Source organism: Hymenobacter antarcticus, from assembly GCF_039539545.1.
Lineage (GTDB): Bacteria > Bacteroidota > Bacteroidia > Cytophagales > Hymenobacteraceae > Hymenobacter > Hymenobacter antarcticus.
Genome location: NZ_BAABDI010000035.1, coordinates 1 through 16,298 on the forward strand (window position 1 = coordinate 1; position 16,298 = coordinate 16,298).

Below are 16,298 nucleotides of genomic sequence, written 5' to 3' on the forward strand. Positions count from 1 at the left end.
GCGGACTTTGTAGTCCGCGAGTCTGCGCCGTGTAGTGGTTGTAGCGGCGCAGACTCGCGGACTACAAAGTCCGCGCTACATCCCCCGAGGCGCTTTAACAAGGAGAGTGCCATTAGTAAGTAGTATGGGAAACCGACCCGGCCCGCCAGCGCTCCGGCAGCGTCGGCGGGCCGCTGCGTTTGGGCGGGTTCGGGTGGGGGAGGAGGGCGTTTGGGCGGGAGAAAAAAAGGAGCGCGAAAGCGTTGCCGGGCTTAAACTTCAGTCGGCGCGGAGCATCGAACGCGAAACCTGCGGTTTGGCGGGGCTCATCATGCTGCGCTCATCATGCTGCGCTCATGTGGGGGTACTAACTTGCTGGCCATTGGGTTATCTTTTTCTTCATTTTTTTCCCTGCTTGACATGAAACACCGGTTACTCTTTGGCTTCCTGCTCGCGCTGGTAAGCCTAGCCTGGGGCCGCACGGGCGCGGCGGCCACCATCACTACCTCGGTCCTGAACGGGCCGACGTTTTGCCAGAATACGGCCGTGCGGGTGAGCTACACCGTGAGCGGGGCCCTTGACCCCAGCAACGTGTTCACGGCCCAGCTGTCGGACGAAACGGGCTCGTTTGCCGCGCCGGTGGCCATTGGCTCGCTGGCGGGCACGGCGGGCAGCACCATCACGGCGGCGCTGCCGGCGGGGGTGGTCACGGGCTCGGGCTACCGCGTGCGGGTGGTGGCTTCCAACCCCGTCACCATTGGCACCGATAACGGTCAGGACCTGACCATCAACAACATCGGGACCGTGACGGCGGGGAGCAACTCGCCGCTGTGCGCCAGTGGCAACCTGCTGCTCACGGCCAGCACCGTGCCGGGAGCCAGCTATTCCTGGACCGGCCCCAACGGCTTTACCTCGCTGCTGCAAAACCCGACCATCGCCAACGTGGGCGTGAACCGCTCGGGCACCTACACCGTGACGGCGAACGTGAACGGCTGTACGGCCACCTCCACGGTGGCCGTGACGGTGAACGCGCTGCCCAACGCCAGCGTGAACCCGGGCTTCGGCAACATCTGCGCGGGGCAGTCCATCACGCTCAACGCCAGCGGCGGCACCAGCTACTCGTGGAGCCCCGCCACCGGCCTGAGCAGCGCCACGGTGGCCAGCCCGGTGGCTTCGCCCACCGCCTCGACTATTTACACCGTGACCGTGACCAACGCCGCCGGCTGCCAGAGCACCGCCCAGGTGACGGTGACGGTGCGCGCCACGCCGGTGCTCACCGTGTCGGCCGACCGCACCATCTGCGCCGGCACCTCCACCACGCTCTCCGCCAGCGGCGCGCAGAACTACACCTGGTCGCCGAGTACGGGGCTGAACAACCCGCGCTCGGCCACGCCCATTGCCTCGCCCACCACCACGACCACCTACACCGTGACCGGCGACAACGGCGGCTGCTCGGCCACGGGCACCGTGACCGTGACCGTGGAGCCCCTGCCCACGCCCAACGCCGGCCCCGACCGCGTGCTGTGCTCGGGCCAATCGGCCCAGTTGGGCAGCGCGCCCGCGGCGGGCCTCACCTATAGCTGGTCGCCCAGCACGGGCCTGAGCAGCACATCCAGCGCCCAGCCCACCATCACCCTCACCAATACCGGTACGGCCCCGCGCACGACCGTCTATACGCTCACGGCCGTATCGGCCACGGGCTGCGTGGGCAGCAGCACGGTGCGCGTGACGGTGAACCCCGCCGTGACCGCGAATGCCGGCGCGGCGCGAGCTTTCTGCTCGGGGGGCTCGGCCCCGCTGGGCGGAGCGGCCCCGGTAGCGGGCTACACCTATAGCTGGAGCCCGGCCACCGGCCTGGCCAACGCCACCGCCGCCCAAACCACCGTGTCGCTGACCAACACCACCGGCGCGCCCATCACCACGACCTACACCCTCACGGCGTCGAGCAACGGCTGCTCGAACACCAGCACGGTGCCGGTGACGGTGAATCCGACCACCTCGGCGGCCTTCGCCTACAACACGGCTTCGTATTGCCAGAGCAGCGCCAACCCTACGCCCACGATTAGCGGCACGGCGGGCGGTACGTTCACGTCGGCCAGCGGACTGAGCCTGAATGCCGCCACCGGCCAGATTAACCTGGCGGCCAGCACGGCCGGCACCTACACCGTTACCTACAGCGTGGGCGGGCCCTGCCCCAGCACCAGTACCCAGCAAGTGACCGTGGCCACGCCCGGCGCGGCCGGTTTCAGCTACGCCAGCGCGGCGTATTGCGCCAGCGGGGCCAACCCCACGGCCACCCTCGCGGCGGGCGCGGCGGCCGGCACGTTCACGGCTTCGCCCGCGGGCCTGAGCCTGAACGCCAGCACCGGGGCCATCAACCTGGCCGCCAGCCAGCCCGGTACCTATACCGTAACGAATACCGTAGCGCCTAACGGGGCCTGCCAAGCCGCCTCAGCCACCACGCAGGTGAGCATCAGCGCGGTGCCGGCGGCGGCTTTGGCCGTGAGCGGCCCCACCACCATCTGCCAGGGCAGCACCGTGACGCTGACGGCCAACGGCGGCAGCACCGGAGCCACCTACCAGTTTCTGCTGAATGGCCAGGCCATCGGCGGGGCCACGGCCGCTACCTACGCCGCCACCCAGGCCGGTACCTACAGCGTAGTCATTACCAACCCCGGCAACTGCACGGCCACCTCGGCCGGCACCACCATCACGGTGAACCCCGTGGCCACGCCCACCGTGGCCTACGGTGCTACCAGCTACTGCCAGAACGCGGGCACCAATCCCGGCCCCACGGTTTCCATCACGGGCGGCACGTTTTCGTCGGCTACGGGCCTGAGCCTGAACGGCAGCACCGGCGTTATTAACCTGGCCGCCAGCCAGCCCGGCACCTACACCGTGAGCTACTCGGCGGGCAGTCCCTGCCCGGGCACCGGCACGGCCAGCGTCACCATCAACGCCGCCCCGAGCGCGGCGTTTGCCTACGCTTCGTCGACGCTGTGCGCCAGTGGGGGCACGGCCACGCCGGCCATCACGGGCACGACGGGCGGCACGTTTGCATCCACTGCGGGCCTGAGCCTGAATACCAGCACCGGCGCCATCGACCTGGCGGCCAGCACGGCGGGCAGCTACACCGTGACGTACACCGTGAGCGGCACCTGCACGGCGGCGGCTTCGGCCAGCGTCACCATTACCACGGCCCCGGTGGCCTCGTTCAGCTACCCGACCACCAGCTTCTGCGCGGCGGCCCAGGGCAACGTGGCCCCGGTGTTTAGCGGCGGGGCCAGCGCCGGCACGTTCTCCTCCACCACCGGCCTGAGCCTCGACCCGGCCACCGGCGTGGTGAACCTGGCCGCCAGCCAGGCCGGCAGCTACGTGGTGACCAATACCATCGCGGCTTCGGGCTCGTGCGCGACCACTACGGCCACGGCTCCGATTACCATCAGCCCGGCTCCGGTAGCCGGCCTGACGGCTGGCGGCTCCACGGCCATCTGCCAGGGTACTTCGGTGCTGCTGACGGCCACCGGCGGCGGGGCGGGCGCTACCTATCAGTTCCTGCTGAACGGCCAGGCCATTGCCGGGGCTACGGCGGCTAGCTACGCGGCCAGTGCGGCCGGCAGCTACGCGGTGGTGGTCACCAGCGCCAGCGGCTGTTCGGCTAGCTCGGCGGTCACGGCCGTCACGGTAAACCCCGCTACCTCGGCGGCCTTCAGCTACCCGGCCACCGGCTACTGCCTCAGCAGCCCGACTTCCACGCCCAGCATCGCGGGCACGGCGGGCGGCACGTTTGCTGCCGCTGCGGGCCTGAGCCTGAACGCTGGCACGGGGGCCATCACGCCGGCCACTTCCACGCCCGGCACCTACACCGTGACGTACAGCGTGGGCGGCACCTGCCCCAGCAGCAGCACGGCCACCGTCACCATTTCGGCCCCGGCCTCGGCGGCGTTCAACTACGGCAGCGCCACGCTGTGCGCCAGCGGCACGGCCATACCCAGCCTGGCCACGGGGGCCAGCGCCGGCGCGTTCTCATCAACCACGGGCCTGGTTCTGAATGCGACGACCGGGGCCATCGACCTGGCTGCCAGCGCGCTGGGCACCTATACCATCACCAATACGGTGAGCAGCACCAATGCCTGCGGCGGTACGTCGGCCACGGCCACGGTTACGATTAACCCGCTGCCCGTACGCCCCACGGTGACCGCCCAGTACAACGGGCCTACCACCACGCTCACCAGCAGCGCGCCCACCGGCAACCAGTGGTACCTCAACGGTACGGCCATTGCCGGGGCCACCGACCCAACCTACGTGGTGAATTCGGCCGCGCAGCTGGGTTCGTACACCGTGACGACGACTAACGCCAACGGCTGCTTATCGTCGCCTTCGGCTCCGCTCGTAGTCACGGCCACGGCCCGGCAGCTGGCCGATGCCGCGCTCCAGCTCTACCCCAACCCCACGCCCGACGGCAAGCTGACGGTGACGCTGACCAACGCCCACCAGGCGGTGCAGCTCAGCGTGCTCAATACGCTGGGGCAGGTAGTGTACCGGGTGGCGGTACCGGCTTCGGCCGCCGCCACGCAGCCGCTCGACCTGAGCGCCCTGCCCACCGGCGTGTACCTGCTGCGCGCCACCACGGCCGATGGCACGGCCACCCGCCGCTTCGTGCGCGAGTAGGACTGAGCCTGCCAGTGCAACAGAAAGCCCCGTCAGCAGCTGCTGGCGGGGCTTTTTGTTATCGTGAATTTAATTAGACCGTCCTGCTCATCTGGCGTCCGCCTGTCGGGTACCTCTACCGCTTTGTCAGGCTCCCGTTTTCGCAGGGGAGGGGCACGACCCGCCGGGGTTACGTTAGTGCGGTCTCGCTTTTTGAGTACTGAGTTAAAAGTTGAGAGTTAAAAGTTAAAAAGCAGGCACAATGTGTTTTAACTTTTAACTCTCAACTTTTAACTGCTGTTACGCAGCGGGGCTGGTAGCGCGTCACAGACGCGCGCCAGCTCGTTGGTGCGTAACAGCAGCTTTTAACTTTCTGCAAAAGGGTACACTAACCTGAAAACCGCTTTAGGTTCCCAGCTTCCGGGCGCTCCCTACTCCGCTTTCACCGCCTGCGCTTGCTCCAGCGTCGCCAAATCCTCCGCGGTCAGCCGTAGCTCGGTAGCTTCGAGCAGCTCCGTGACCTGGCCCACGCTGGTGGCGCTGGCGATGGGCGCGGTCACGGCCGGGGCCTGCATCAGCCAGGCCAGGGCTACCTGGGCGGGCGTGGCCTGCTGGCGGTCGGCCACGGCATCGAGGGCGGTGAGCAGGCCGAGGCCTTTTTCATTCAGATATTTCTGGCCCACGCCGGTGCCGCGCGGGCTTTTCCGGAGGTCGGCCTGGTCGCGGTACTTGCCGGTGAGGAAGCCGGCGGCGAGGCCGTAGTAGGGGATTCCGCCGATGTTTTCCTGCTGCAACAGCGGGCTAAGGCCTTTTTCGTACTCCGCCCGGTCGTAGAGATTGTAAAGATTTTGCAGCGTCTCATAGCGTGGGAAACCATGCCTGGCGCTGGCATCCAGCGACTCGCTCAGGCGGGCAGCCGTGAAGTTGGAGGCCCCGATGACCCGCACTTTGCCGGCCTTCACCAGCTGGGCGTAGGCTTCCAGCGTTTCCTCGACCGGAGTGCTGGGGTCGTCTTTGTGCGATTGGTACAGGTCGATGTAGTCGGTGCCGAGGCGCTTGAGCGAGCCTTCCACGGCGCGCAGGATGTAGTCCTTTTTCAGGCCCTTGTTATCGGCGTTCACCTCCCAGCCCACTTTGGTGGCGATGACCACATCATCGCGCCGGCCGCGCCGCCGCAGCCACTTGCCGATGATGGTTTCGGACTCGCCGCCCACGTGGCCGGGCACCCACACCGAGTAGCCGTCGGCGGTGTCGATGGCGTTGCCGCCGCCGGCCATGAAGGCATCGAGCACGGCGAAGGACGTGGCTTCATCAATGGTCCAGCCAAAGACGTTGCCGCCCAGCATGAGGGGCGAAATAGCGAGGCCGGAGCGGCCGAGTTCACGGGTTTGCATAGGGGAAAAGTTCGGAAGAATGAGCTGCCCTAACCGAAGAACGGGCACCAAGGTTAGCCGCGACGCTGCCCCGGAGCTGGAACCGGCTAATGTCGGTGCCCACGGGCGGGTGCCGGAATGTGAAGGCGGCTGACTCGGGTGCGGCGGCCCCGGCGGCGGTTTCGGACGACGTGATACCCGGCCGGCTGGCCCTGGGCAGCATCAGCGGCAGCGGAAACAGCGTCCCGAAAATACTGGAAAAAGAAGCGACGTTCAGGGCGCGAAATAAAGAAAATCAAGCACGGCGGCGGGGCTGCATCTTTGCGCCGACCAACCGGCTTCACGGCTTATGCAACTCACGATTACGTTCATGGCGGCGGCCCTGTTTGCCGTCATCGCGCAGGCATTGTTCGCGGCCGGACTGCTGGCCAGCGCGCCCTTCAACCGGGTGTCGAACCGCTTTCTGGCCCTGCTGATGGTGGCCATCGCGCTGTGGGTGCTCGATGGATTTTTTCGCGTTTCCGGACTCTACGGGCAAAATGCCAACCTGTACTTTTCGCCCATCTACTACTCGCTGGGGTTTGGGCCGCTGCTGTATTTCTACGTGCGCAGCCTGGTGAACCACGGGTTTCGGTGGCGGGCGCGCTATTGGGCGCACTTTATTCCGGTGCTGTCGCAGGCCGGGCTGTACTGGTGGCTACGCTTTCAGCCCTACGCGGTGCGCAACGAGTTTTGGGAAACGGTGCACCGGCCGTTCACCTACCGGCTGGAGTTTATCGGCACCTGGGTGTCGCTGATGGGGTACCTGTTTCTCAGCCTGCGCCTGCTGCGGCAGTACGGCCGCTGGCTGGAAGATAATTTCTCGGAAGTATCGCGGCTGCGGCTGCGGTGGCTGCGCTGGCTGCTCGTGCTGCTGGCCGTGGTGAGCGGGCAGTGGCTGGTAGAGCTGGTGCTGCGGGAGTTTTTCGGCGTGTACTACCGCTACGATTTCTCGACCGAGCTGCTGGGCGTAGTCGTATTCGTGATTGGCATCGTGGGGCTGCGGCAGGCCGATATGCGCGCCGTGCGTTTCGCGCCGGAGGAAGCCGCCACTGAAGAAGCTACGGCTATAGCAGCGGCCGGGATGCTGCCCAGGAAGCCAGCGGAGCCGGAGCCGGCCGCTACCCTGGTAACTCCTCAAACCCAAGTTGCGGCAGCGCCGGAAGTAACTGCGAAAACCGCGCCCGACCCGCTCGTCATGGAACGCATCCGCCGGGCCCTGGTCGACGACCAGCTGTACCAAAACCCGACCCTCACCCTGGCCGAGCTGGCCGCCCACACCGGCCTGGCCCCGCGCCTCATTTCCTTCACCGTGAACGCCGGCTTCGGCCGCTCCTTCAACGACCTGGTGAATGGCTACCGCGTGGCCGAAGTGCAGCGCCGCCTCGCCGCGCCCGATGCCCGCCGGTTCACCCTGCTGGGCATCGCGTTCGAAAGCGGCTTCAATTCCAAAACCACTTTCAATCGAATTTTTAAGCAGGTAACCGGCGTGGCCCCGCGCGAATACCAGGGGTGAGGGGCGTGGTCTATATAGAATGGTAAGAACGTCATGCTGAGCGTAGTCGAAGCATCTCTACCGCAGAAGTAATCATAGTTGGTATAGCGGTAGAGATGCTTCGGCTGCGCGGACGCCAGATGAGCATGACGTTCATTTTTTGCCCGCTTATCACTACAATAGGTCCCACATCCGGTTTTGATACGTCCCACATCCGGTTTTGGGGCGCGGGGCGGTAGGGCAGCGCCCCACCTTTGGGTCGTACTCCAAACGCCCCGCTTATGACCCGTTTCCTGCTGCCGGCCCTCCTGGGCCTGGCCCTCCGCCCGGCCCCGGCCGTGGCCCAAACCGCCCCTGCCGGGCACGGTCCCGCTCCGCAGGCCTGGACCAACCATTCCCGCGTGCTGCCCGATGAGCTGCGCCGCCTGCCCGTGGGCCTCACGCTGTGGCACTCGCCGGGGGTGGTGCACCCCACGCCCAACCCCGCCGCACCGGGTGGCTTCGTGTGGAAGCACCGCACCGCCGTGCGGGCCGAGGAGGCCGACCTGGAAATCGTGGTTTGCGGCAGCTACATCTGGTACAGCGCCGCGGGCTGGCAGCGCAACCTGCGCGAAACGCCCGCCGGGTTTGCCGCCCTCTTCAACTGCCCGGGCGGCAGGCTCCGGAAGGGCGTCACCTACACCTTCGCCCGCAACTACCGCTACGCCGATAGCGCCAGGCAGCTGTATGGCGGCGATGCCCTGTGGTTCGTCATCGCCAAGGACGCCCAGGGGCGGCTCTACAAGGGCTACGGGCTGATTGAAACGGAGGCCGACGTGCTGGCCGCCAGGTAGCGTTACGGCCGTTTTGGATACCCATTCCAACCAACCAATATTTCACCAATACTCCATGAAAACCCTGCTCATTTTCCTGCTCCCCGTGTTCGCTCTGCTGGCCGCTCGCCCGCCCGCCGCCACCACTTACCACCTCGACCCCGCCGCCAGCACCCTCACCTGGACCGGCCACGCCGAAGCCGGCACCTGGGCCCCGCAGGGCAGTATCCGGCTGCGCGAGGGCCGCGTGGTGGCCGACGGCCCGGCCGTGCGCGCCGCCCGCGTGGTGGTCGACATGGCCACCATTGCCCACGACCAGGCCCCGCTGGCCGAACACCTGCGCGCTGCCGATTTTTTCGACGTCGCGAAATTTCCGACCGCCGTGTTTGAACTAACGGAATTTAAGGCCGGGCAGGCGCGTGGCACGCTCACCCTCAAGGGCCAGACCAGGCCGGTGGCGTTTCCGGTTACGGTGGAAGCCGCGCCCGGCGGCGGGCTCCGGCTACGTGGCACGGCCACTATCGACCGCACGCAGTTTGGGGTGAACTACAACTCCGCCTCCTTCTTTCAGAACCTGGGCAGCTACGCCATCCGCAACGATTTTCAGGTGGCGTTCGACGTGGTGGCGCGGTAAGTGGCCGGGCTGCCCACCGGCAAGGGTGCCCCCGGCATCACCAATGCGATTACCTTACAGCGGTTTTCAGGTTAGTGGACACTTTTGCAGAAAGTTAAAAGTTGAGAGGTAAAAGTTAAAGCGCACTGTATCTGATTTTTAACTTTTAACCCTCAACTTTTAACTCAGTACATAAAAAGCGAAACTGCTCTGGATGGGGCCTCGGGCACCTTCACGGTCAGCCACCAGGATTTGCCCACCAAATACAGCGTGGCAGCTCTGTAGTTCGCTTAGCTGCGTTGGCCGAAGCCGACGTGCTTTTTACCTCATTACGTACTTCATGATTGCCCTTTTGCTAAGCCTGCGCCACGCCCTGCGCGTGCACAAACTGCTGCTGCTCTCCCTATTGCTGGGGCTGGTTGCGCCGTGGGTCATTTTTGTGAATGTGGCTGAGGACATCTGGGAGTCCGGCGGCTTTATCGGCGATAAATGGATTCTGGGATTTCTGCACGCGCACGCCACGCCGGGGCTCACTAAGCTGGCGCTGGCCCTCACCGCCGCCGCCGACCCGCTGCCCATGAGCGGGCTGACGCTGCTCCTCACGCTGGGGCTGGCCGTGTGGAGCACCCGGCAGAAGGCGTGGTTTTTCGGCCTCTCGGTGGGCGGGGCCATGGCCCTGAACCTGCTGGTGAAGGTGCTATTTGCCCGCCCCCGGCCAGATTTGTGGCCCAGCCTCAAGCCGGCGTTCTACTACAGCTTTCCCAGCGGGCATGCCATGGGCGCGGCGGCCCTGGTGGCGGCGCTGGGATTTGTGCTGTGGCAGCACCGAAGCCAGTGGCTGGTTTGGGGGGTGGGCGCGTGGTTTGTGTTGGGCGTGGGCTGGAGCCGGGTGTACCTGGGCGTGCATTACCCCTCGGATGTGCTGGCCGGCTGGACGGGCTCGGTGGGCTGGGTGGCGGGGCTACACGTGCTGTTTTCGCCCGAGTTTCAGCAGCTGCGGCGGCTCTGGCGGGCGGGCCTGCACCGGCTGTGGCCCACCGTAGTGGCGGCCCCGGGCAACGCGGAAAGTCCGGCCTAGAGCGGTTTCCAAGTTACTGTACGTTTTTTAAGTGGGTTAAAAGTGAAGAGTTAAAATCTGACGTTACGCAGTCTGTTTCTCGTTGCTGGTTTCTATTTTGAGGTGTTTGGGCCGGTTTTCAGGTTAAAATTCAACAAGAAACAAGAAACCAGCAACGAGAAACAACCTGAAACACAAGCACCCAAAGTAACCCGCGTAACATCAGTTAAAATCCTTTCAGGCTGTATTTTAACTCTTCAATTTTAACTTTTAACTAAGTACATCTGGGCGAAAACCACTCTGGCGACGCAAGCCGTTACTTGCCGTCGGTTTCTCTTCGGCCGCTCTTGTCATGGTTTCGCCCCTGCCTTCTCCTTCTTCCTTCGATGCGCGCCCCACGCCCCGGGCGCTGCTGCTGGTGCTGCTGGTTTCGGGGGCGCTCTTTGCCGGGCTGGCCGTGGCCGTGGCGCACGCTGGCCGCTTGCCTTGGGATGCGCCACTGCTGGCTTTCTGGCATCGCCACCGCGCGCCTGCCCTCGACGAGCTGGCTGTTCTTCTCACCATCGTTGGCAATACCGGGCCCATGGTGGGGCTGGGGCTGCTGGTGGGGCTGGGGCTGCTGGCGCGGCGGCAGCGGCAGGCGGCGTGGGTGTTTTTCCTGTCGGTGGGCGGCTCGATGCTGCTCACGCAGGTTATTAAGCGGCTGGTGGCCCGGCCGCGGCCCGCGCTGTGGGCCAGCATTCGGCCCGAGCACACGTTCAGCTTCCCCAGCGGGCACGCCATGGACACGGCGGCGATTGCGGCGGCGCTGTGCTTCCTGTGCTGGCGGCACCGCGCCCGGTGGTGGGTGTGGGTGCTGGCCCCGCTATTCTCGCTGGCGGTGGGCTGGGCGCGCGTGTACCTGGGCGTGCATTACCCGTCGGATGTGCTGGCGGGCTGGGCGGCGGCCGTGGCCTGGGTGGTGCTGGTGCACGGGTGGCTAGCCCCATTTTTGCAACGCAAAGCGGCGTAGCGTGGCGCGCTGCCGCCGGGGATGATTGCGGGAACGGCGGTCAGGTAGTTGCCGGATTCACGGTTTCGTACCACACGCAGCGCACGTCCTCCTCCAGAAACTCCGCGCCCTCACGCAGTCCGATTTTGGTCAGAATTCGCCGGGAGGCCCCGTTTTGCGCATCGGCGTAGGCGCAGATGCGGGGCAGCCGCAGCACCCCAAACCCGTAGTCGAGCCAGGCCCGGGCCGCCTCGAAGCCGTAGCCCTGGCCCCAGAAGCGCGGCCGAAACCGGTAGCCGAGGTCGTAGAAATCCTGCTGCCCGTTTATCGGCCCGGCCACCAGCTTCAGGCCGGCCCAGCCCATAAACTCGCCGGTTTCGCGCAGCAGCACGGCCCAGCGCCCGATGCCATTGGCCGTGTACTGCGCCTGAATGAAGCGAATTGTATCGAGGCTCTGAGCGGGCACCGTCGCCATATGCCCGCCAATGCCGCCGAGGTATCGATGCACGCTCGGGTCCGAGTCGAGGGCAAACATGCCATCGGTGTCGCTTTCCAGAAAAGGGCGAAAGTGCAGGCGGGCAGAGTCGAAGGGTTGCATGACGGCAGGGTTTTGCGGGTAATTTAACCTGACACGAGACCGTCATGCTGAGCTTGCCGAAGCATCTCTACCGCAACAGTAATTATTTACTTACGCAGTAGAGATGCTTCGGCAAGCTCAGCATGACCGTTCACGTTACTTCGTTCGCTATTACCGCGTCATAATCAGGCGCTGGTGCTGGCCGTCGACTTCGGCCAGATACACGCCGGGGGGCACGGGCTGGTGGGCATCGTCGCGGCCATCCCAGGGCTGGGAGTGCGGGCCAGGCAACGTTTCCAGCGGTAGGGCGCGCACCACCGTGCCCTGCGCGTTGCGGATGCGCAGCTGGGCCGTGCCAGCCGTGTGCCGGGTGTAGTGCAGCGTGGTGCCGCCGGGGCCAAAACTGCGCTGGTCGGGTGCTTCGAGGGTCAGCGTTTCGGGCGCGGCGTTCGGGGCGGGCACGGTGTTCAAACGCAGGCCGCGCAATGCCAAAACTGCATCTTGCCTGGCAAATGGGATTTCTATGCGCAACTCACCGGTGGCCGGGTCGAAAGCCTGAGCAGTGGCGGGCAGTGGCTGGCCGTCGAGCAGCACAGCCGTAGGAGCTGCAACTACGCGAGCCACAAGCAGCAGCACCGTACGCCGCAGCGGCTGGCCGGGATAGTGGCCGCCCTTAACATGCAGCTCAACGGTCGTTTGCGTAGCGGTGAAATGGCCGCTTAGCGCCAGCAGGTCAAACTCGGACTTAGCCAGCGCCTGGGCCGAATGACCGTCATCTTCATACAGAGTGAATTGCGATTCAGGGTTTTGCGCGTCGGGATAATAACGCAGCAGCAGCGTATCGGCCCGAAACTGGTCGGTGCTGGGTCGATAGGCCGTCATCGGCAGGAAAGCCCCGGCGCGCACCAGCAGGGGCGTGCGGGCCAGCGGCGCGGGCACGCCCACGGTGCGGCCCCCGGCGTAAGTCTGGTTGGTATGAAAGTCAATCCAGCTGCCGGCGGGCAGCGTCACGTTGCGCCGCCGCTGGCTGGGGTGCAGCACGGGCGCCACCAGGAGGTTGGGGCCGAGCAGGTACTGGTCGGTGGAGTTGAGAGTTAAAAGTGAAGAGTTAAGAGTTAACAATGAAGCGCCTGAGGCCGAAGCATTCGTACTTTTTAACTCTTCACTCCTAACTCCTAACTTATAACTCCTTTCATAATCCATGCTGCGTACCAGCGGCGCGCCGGTCGTGGTGTTCTGCCAGGCCAGGGTGTAGAGGTAGGGCAGCAGCTGATACCGCAGCTGCACGGCGTTGCGTACGGCGCTTTTGTAGGGCTCGGGGTAGTAGTAGGGCTCCGGCGGCACGCCCTCGCCGTGGGGCCGCAGGATGGGGCAGAGGCTGGCCATTTGCAGCCAGCGGGTGTATAATTCACTGTCGATGCCGCCCACGCAGAAGCCGCCGGCATCGGAGTGCATGTAGCCCACGCCCCCCTGGCCCATGCCGAGCATCACCGGCACTTGGGCCTGGTAGCCGCTCCAGGAGCGCTGAATGTCGCCCGACCACGGGAAGACCGAGTTGCGCTGCAGGCCCGCCCAGCCCGAGCGGGCCAGGTTGAACACCCGCTCCTCGGGGAATTCCTTGGTGTAGTTATCCTGCAAAATGCCGGCCCACACCTGCCCGTAGGCATTGTGCACGGCCCGCGTGGGACCGGCCGCGTGCTGCATGGCCTCGGGGTGGTTTTCGGGCTCGCCGAGGTCCGACCACCAGCCGGCCGCGCCCTGGTTGTGTAGCGTGCGGTAGTAGCCCCACAGCCAGTCGCGGGCGGCGGGCTTAAATACGTCGAGAATGCTGGCCGGCCCGGCCCAGAACGAGGCCACCGTGAAGGGTTTGCCGGCCGCGGTGGTGCCCACCAGCCCCCGCGTCCGCACCGTGGAGTCGTTGCGCGAGGTGCGCATCACGTAAGGCTCCGATATCAAAATCGTCTTCACGCCCTGCTTTTTCAGGCTGCTCATCATGCCCACCGGGTCGGGGAAACCGGGCTTGTACCAGCTCAAATCGCCCTGCCTGGTGGTGCCGCCAAACCAGTACAAGTCCAGCACCAGCGCATCGAGGGGAAAGTTTTCGCGGCGCATGCGGGTGGCCACCTGCTGCATCTCGGCCTCAGTTTTGTAGCCGAAGCGGCTCTGAATCAGGCCCAGGGCCCAGCGGGGCGGCAGCGGCTGGCGGCCCGTCAGGGCGGTGTAGCGGTCCAGGATTTCGGCCTGGTCGCGGCCGGTTATCACGAAGTAGGAGAGGGAAGTCAGGCCTTCGCCGCCGTATTCGAGCACGTTTTTGTCGGTCTTGCCCAGGTCGAGGTAGCCGGCCGTGTGGTGGTCGAAAAACAGCATGTAGCCCCGGCCGCTGAGCACCGTGGGCAGCGTAATGTTCAGGTTGGGCTCGTTGTTCTGCGAAGCGTAGTGGGCCTGGTTGTACAGCTCCAGGCGGTAGCCGCGCCGGTCCAGCGGCAGCGCGCGGGAGCCAGTGCCGTAGAGCCGCTCGCCCGGCGCGAGGCGGAAGCGCACGGCCGTGCCGCCGGGTTCGGGTTGGGTAGCTGGCGCAGAAGGGGCAGCTATGCGACGAAAAGGGCTGGTGGCTTCGCTAACTAGTTCCACGCCGGTACTGCCGTCATCGGAAGTGCTTACTGCCAGCGTTTGTTTATCAATGATGAGGGATTGACAATTGACCCGGAGTGTCAGTTTGGCGGGCTCATTATAGACGCCTGAGCAAGTGTTATTGCCGTATTTCCGGACTGTCTCGGCCGGTGGCGGGCCATCGCAGCCGTGGTTGCAAAACGTCTCATACTCCAATGGCTGCGGGGGCTGCACTACACTCACCGATGAGTCGGCAGCATTGGCAGAACCGAGGGGGAAATAGCTTATTTTAACGACTCCCGGTGCCCAGGTTTGAAATCGACGCAGGCTGCCATCGGTTCCTCGAACGTTCAGTATTAGTCGAATTGACTTGAATTCCTTGTCAAAGTCGTGGGTCACTGTATGCGACTTGTACCGCCCGCCCGGCACGGCCCGCGCCGGCACCACGCGCCGCCCAAATGGGTCGTTGGCCGGCCGGCTGTTATCGGCGCGCTGGGCGAGGGCGGCGGGGGCCAGCGCCCCGTGCAGCACCACCGCCAGAAAAAGAGAAACGGAAAAACAGGAATTTACCTTCATCAACGTAGAAATGGCCGGAGGCGGCAAGTTACTGCCGAAGCCAACTAGGCCGGATGTTCGGCGCTGTTCGACAAACCCTTTCCGGAAAGACTACCGTTTTAAGCGGGACCGTAAAACCCCTGCGGTGCCGCGTTTCTGTTTAGCGGTATACTAGGGCAGTTTCCGAGTCAGTGTACATTTTTTAAAACAGTTAAAAGTTGAGAGTTAAAAGTTAAAACCCAATACGTCTGATTTTTAACTTTTAACTCTCAACTTTTAACTCTGTACATGGACTTGGAAACTGCTGTAACTTTACGCTATGTCGTCAAAATCACCCGCTTCCCCGTACGCCGCCGTTTTTATCGACTTCGAGAACGTTTACTACTTCCTCAAAAACCACTTTCACGACCCGCCCGACCTGAACGATATCTGCCTCGATATCGTCCGCACGCTGCGCGAGCAGCTCGGCGCCAAGGGCCTGGATTCGCTCATCAGCTACGCCTACGCCGACTTTGAGCGCCTGGCCACCGCCCCGCAAGGCGCGCTCTACCTGATGGGCGTGAGCACCCGCAACGTGCTGGGCACCGACCATAAAAACGCCGCCGACATGCAACTCTGCATCGATGCGCTGGAGGTGATGTACACCCGGCCCGACATCGGCACGTTCGTGCTCGTGGCCGGCGACCGCGACTACATTCCGGTATTGCAGCACTTGCGGCGGCAGGCCCGGCAGGTGCTGGTGGCCGGTTTCCGCGAGTCCGTGTCCGGCGATTTGCTCCAGAACATCGGGGCCGCGCAGTTCATCGATGCCCGCGACCTGCTGGCCCCCGAGCGCGTGGAACAGCTCGAAAAGCGCCGCACCGACCGCCAGCGCACCATCGAGCAAAGCCGCCTGCTGCGCGAGCAGGGCCTGGCCGGCGTGACTTCGGCCGCCGCGCTGGCGGCCCGCGCCAGTGCCAGCGGGGAGGCCGAGGGCCCGGCCCCGCAGCCCAAAGCCGCCGCCGTAGCCCCGGTGCCGTCGGCCAGCGCCCCCCGGCCCGTGGTGGCAGTTCCGGCCCGGCCGTTCATTTCGCGCCCTGCCGAGGAGGTGCCCGATTTTGCGCCCCTCCGCCGCCTGGCCACCGACACCGAGCGCCGCACCCTGGCCTTCATGCTGGCCGAGTTTCAGAAGCTCGAAACCAAGCAGCAGCGCCGCGTGACGGAGCTCTGGCTGGGCCCGTTCATGCGCCTGCTCACCGACGAGCTGCCCGAGCTGCCCGACTACGAGCGCCGCGACCAGCTCAACAAGCTGCGCGATGCCGGCACCATCCGCATCGAAAAGCGCGAGGGCGAGCCGCACCCCTTCTCCGTCATCGTGGTCAACTACAGCCACCCCGACGTGCAGGAGCTGCACCCCGGCGCGGAATAAATAATGAAAGAAGGGCCGCTGCTAAACCCGTTTGCGTGGAGAAGGTTTGCCCGCGAATAACTTAATATCAAATGCCGGAATCTTGTACGTCAGGTAATTAACAAGTTCGAAGCAGGCTGGTTAGTAGCGCATCATTCAC

At 64.9% G+C, this 16,298-nt stretch carries 10 protein-coding genes; 7 read left to right on the plus strand and 3 right to left on the minus strand.

What is annotated here, in order from left to right; all coding sequences use genetic code 11:
- Window positions 1-399 precede the first annotated feature (399 nt).
- Window positions 400-4,650 carry a beta strand repeat-containing protein gene (locus ABD819_RS18565; RefSeq protein ID WP_345126715.1) on the plus strand — a complete coding sequence of 1,417 codons (4,251 nt, stop codon included), beginning with the start codon at window positions 400-402 and terminating at the stop codon, window positions 4,648-4,650.
- 410 nt (window positions 4,651-5,060) lie between these two features.
- Here ABD819_RS18565 and ABD819_RS18570 read toward each other — a convergent pair whose 3' ends face one another.
- Window positions 5,061-6,023 carry an aldo/keto reductase gene (locus ABD819_RS18570; protein ID WP_345126718.1) on the minus strand — a complete coding sequence of 321 codons (963 nt, stop codon included), beginning with the start codon at window positions 6,021-6,023 and terminating at the stop codon, window positions 5,061-5,063.
- Window positions 6,024-6,351: 328 nt separating this feature from the next.
- On the opposite strand from ABD819_RS18570, the gene ABD819_RS18575 reads away from it, so the two are divergent.
- The 5 genes from ABD819_RS18575 to ABD819_RS18595 all read left to right on the plus strand — a co-directional run bounded on the left by ABD819_RS18575 (window position 6,352) and on the right by ABD819_RS18595 (window position 11,030).
- Window positions 6,352-7,557 carry a helix-turn-helix domain-containing protein gene (locus tag ABD819_RS18575; protein WP_345126721.1) on the plus strand — a complete coding sequence of 402 codons (1,206 nt, stop codon included), beginning with the start codon at window positions 6,352-6,354 and terminating at the stop codon, window positions 7,555-7,557.
- 260 nt (window positions 7,558-7,817) lie between these two features.
- Window positions 7,818-8,369, plus strand: a complete 552-nt coding sequence (locus ABD819_RS18580) for a hypothetical protein (protein ID WP_345126723.1) — start codon at window positions 7,818-7,820, stop codon at window positions 8,367-8,369.
- A 55-nt stretch (window positions 8,370-8,424) separates the two neighbouring features.
- Window positions 8,425-8,982 (plus strand): YceI family protein, encoded by a 558-nt coding sequence (locus ABD819_RS18585; protein ID WP_345126725.1) that lies wholly within the window; start codon window positions 8,425-8,427, stop codon window positions 8,980-8,982.
- Between the two features lie 319 nt (window positions 8,983-9,301).
- A complete protein-coding gene (locus ABD819_RS18590) occupies window positions 9,302-10,039 on the plus strand; it encodes a phosphatase PAP2 family protein (RefSeq protein WP_345126727.1) in 738 nt (245 codons plus the stop codon).
- 331 nt (window positions 10,040-10,370) lie between these two features.
- Window positions 10,371-11,030, plus strand: coding sequence for a phosphatase PAP2 family protein (locus tag ABD819_RS18595; protein ID WP_345126729.1), 660 nt, complete (start codon window positions 10,371-10,373; stop codon window positions 11,028-11,030).
- A gap of 40 nt (window positions 11,031-11,070) precedes the next feature.
- Here the strand turns inward: ABD819_RS18595 and ABD819_RS18600 are convergent, their stop codons facing one another.
- Both ABD819_RS18600 and ABD819_RS18605 read right to left on the minus strand, forming a co-directional pair.
- Entirely contained in the window at window positions 11,071-11,607 is a 537-nt protein-coding gene (locus ABD819_RS18600; RefSeq protein WP_345126731.1) for a GNAT family N-acetyltransferase, read from the minus strand.
- Between the two features lie 150 nt (window positions 11,608-11,757).
- A complete protein-coding gene (locus ABD819_RS18605; RefSeq protein ID WP_345126733.1) occupies window positions 11,758-14,772 on the minus strand; it encodes a TIM-barrel domain-containing protein in 3,015 nt (1,004 codons plus the stop codon).
- Window positions 14,773-15,070: 298 nt separating this feature from the next.
- On the opposite strand from ABD819_RS18605, the gene ABD819_RS18610 reads away from it, so the two are divergent.
- Window positions 15,071-16,159 (plus strand): NYN domain-containing protein, encoded by a 1,089-nt coding sequence (locus ABD819_RS18610; RefSeq protein ID WP_345126735.1) that lies wholly within the window; start codon window positions 15,071-15,073, stop codon window positions 16,157-16,159.
- Window positions 16,160-16,298: the final 139 nt, after the last annotated feature.

Coding starts and splice junctions, on each gene's coding strand:
- ABD819_RS18565 (WP_345126715.1), top strand. CDS start 400: ATGAAACACCGGTTACTCTTTGGCTTCCTGCTCGCGCTGGTAAGCCTA.
- ABD819_RS18570 (WP_345126718.1), bottom strand. CDS start 6,023: ATGCAAACCCGTGAACTCGGCCGCTCCGGCCTCGCTATTTCGCCCCTC.
- ABD819_RS18575 (WP_345126721.1), top strand. CDS start 6,352: ATGCAACTCACGATTACGTTCATGGCGGCGGCCCTGTTTGCCGTCATC.
- ABD819_RS18580 (WP_345126723.1), top strand. CDS start 7,818: ATGACCCGTTTCCTGCTGCCGGCCCTCCTGGGCCTGGCCCTCCGCCCG.
- ABD819_RS18585 (WP_345126725.1), top strand. CDS start 8,425: ATGAAAACCCTGCTCATTTTCCTGCTCCCCGTGTTCGCTCTGCTGGCC.
- ABD819_RS18590 (WP_345126727.1), top strand. CDS start 9,302: ATGATTGCCCTTTTGCTAAGCCTGCGCCACGCCCTGCGCGTGCACAAA.
- ABD819_RS18595 (WP_345126729.1), top strand. CDS start 10,371: ATGGTTTCGCCCCTGCCTTCTCCTTCTTCCTTCGATGCGCGCCCCACG.
- ABD819_RS18600 (WP_345126731.1), bottom strand. CDS start 11,607: ATGCAACCCTTCGACTCTGCCCGCCTGCACTTTCGCCCTTTTCTGGAA.
- ABD819_RS18605 (WP_345126733.1), bottom strand. CDS start 14,772: ATGAAGGTAAATTCCTGTTTTTCCGTTTCTCTTTTTCTGGCGGTGGTG.
- ABD819_RS18610 (WP_345126735.1), top strand. CDS start 15,071: ATGTCGTCAAAATCACCCGCTTCCCCGTACGCCGCCGTTTTTATCGAC.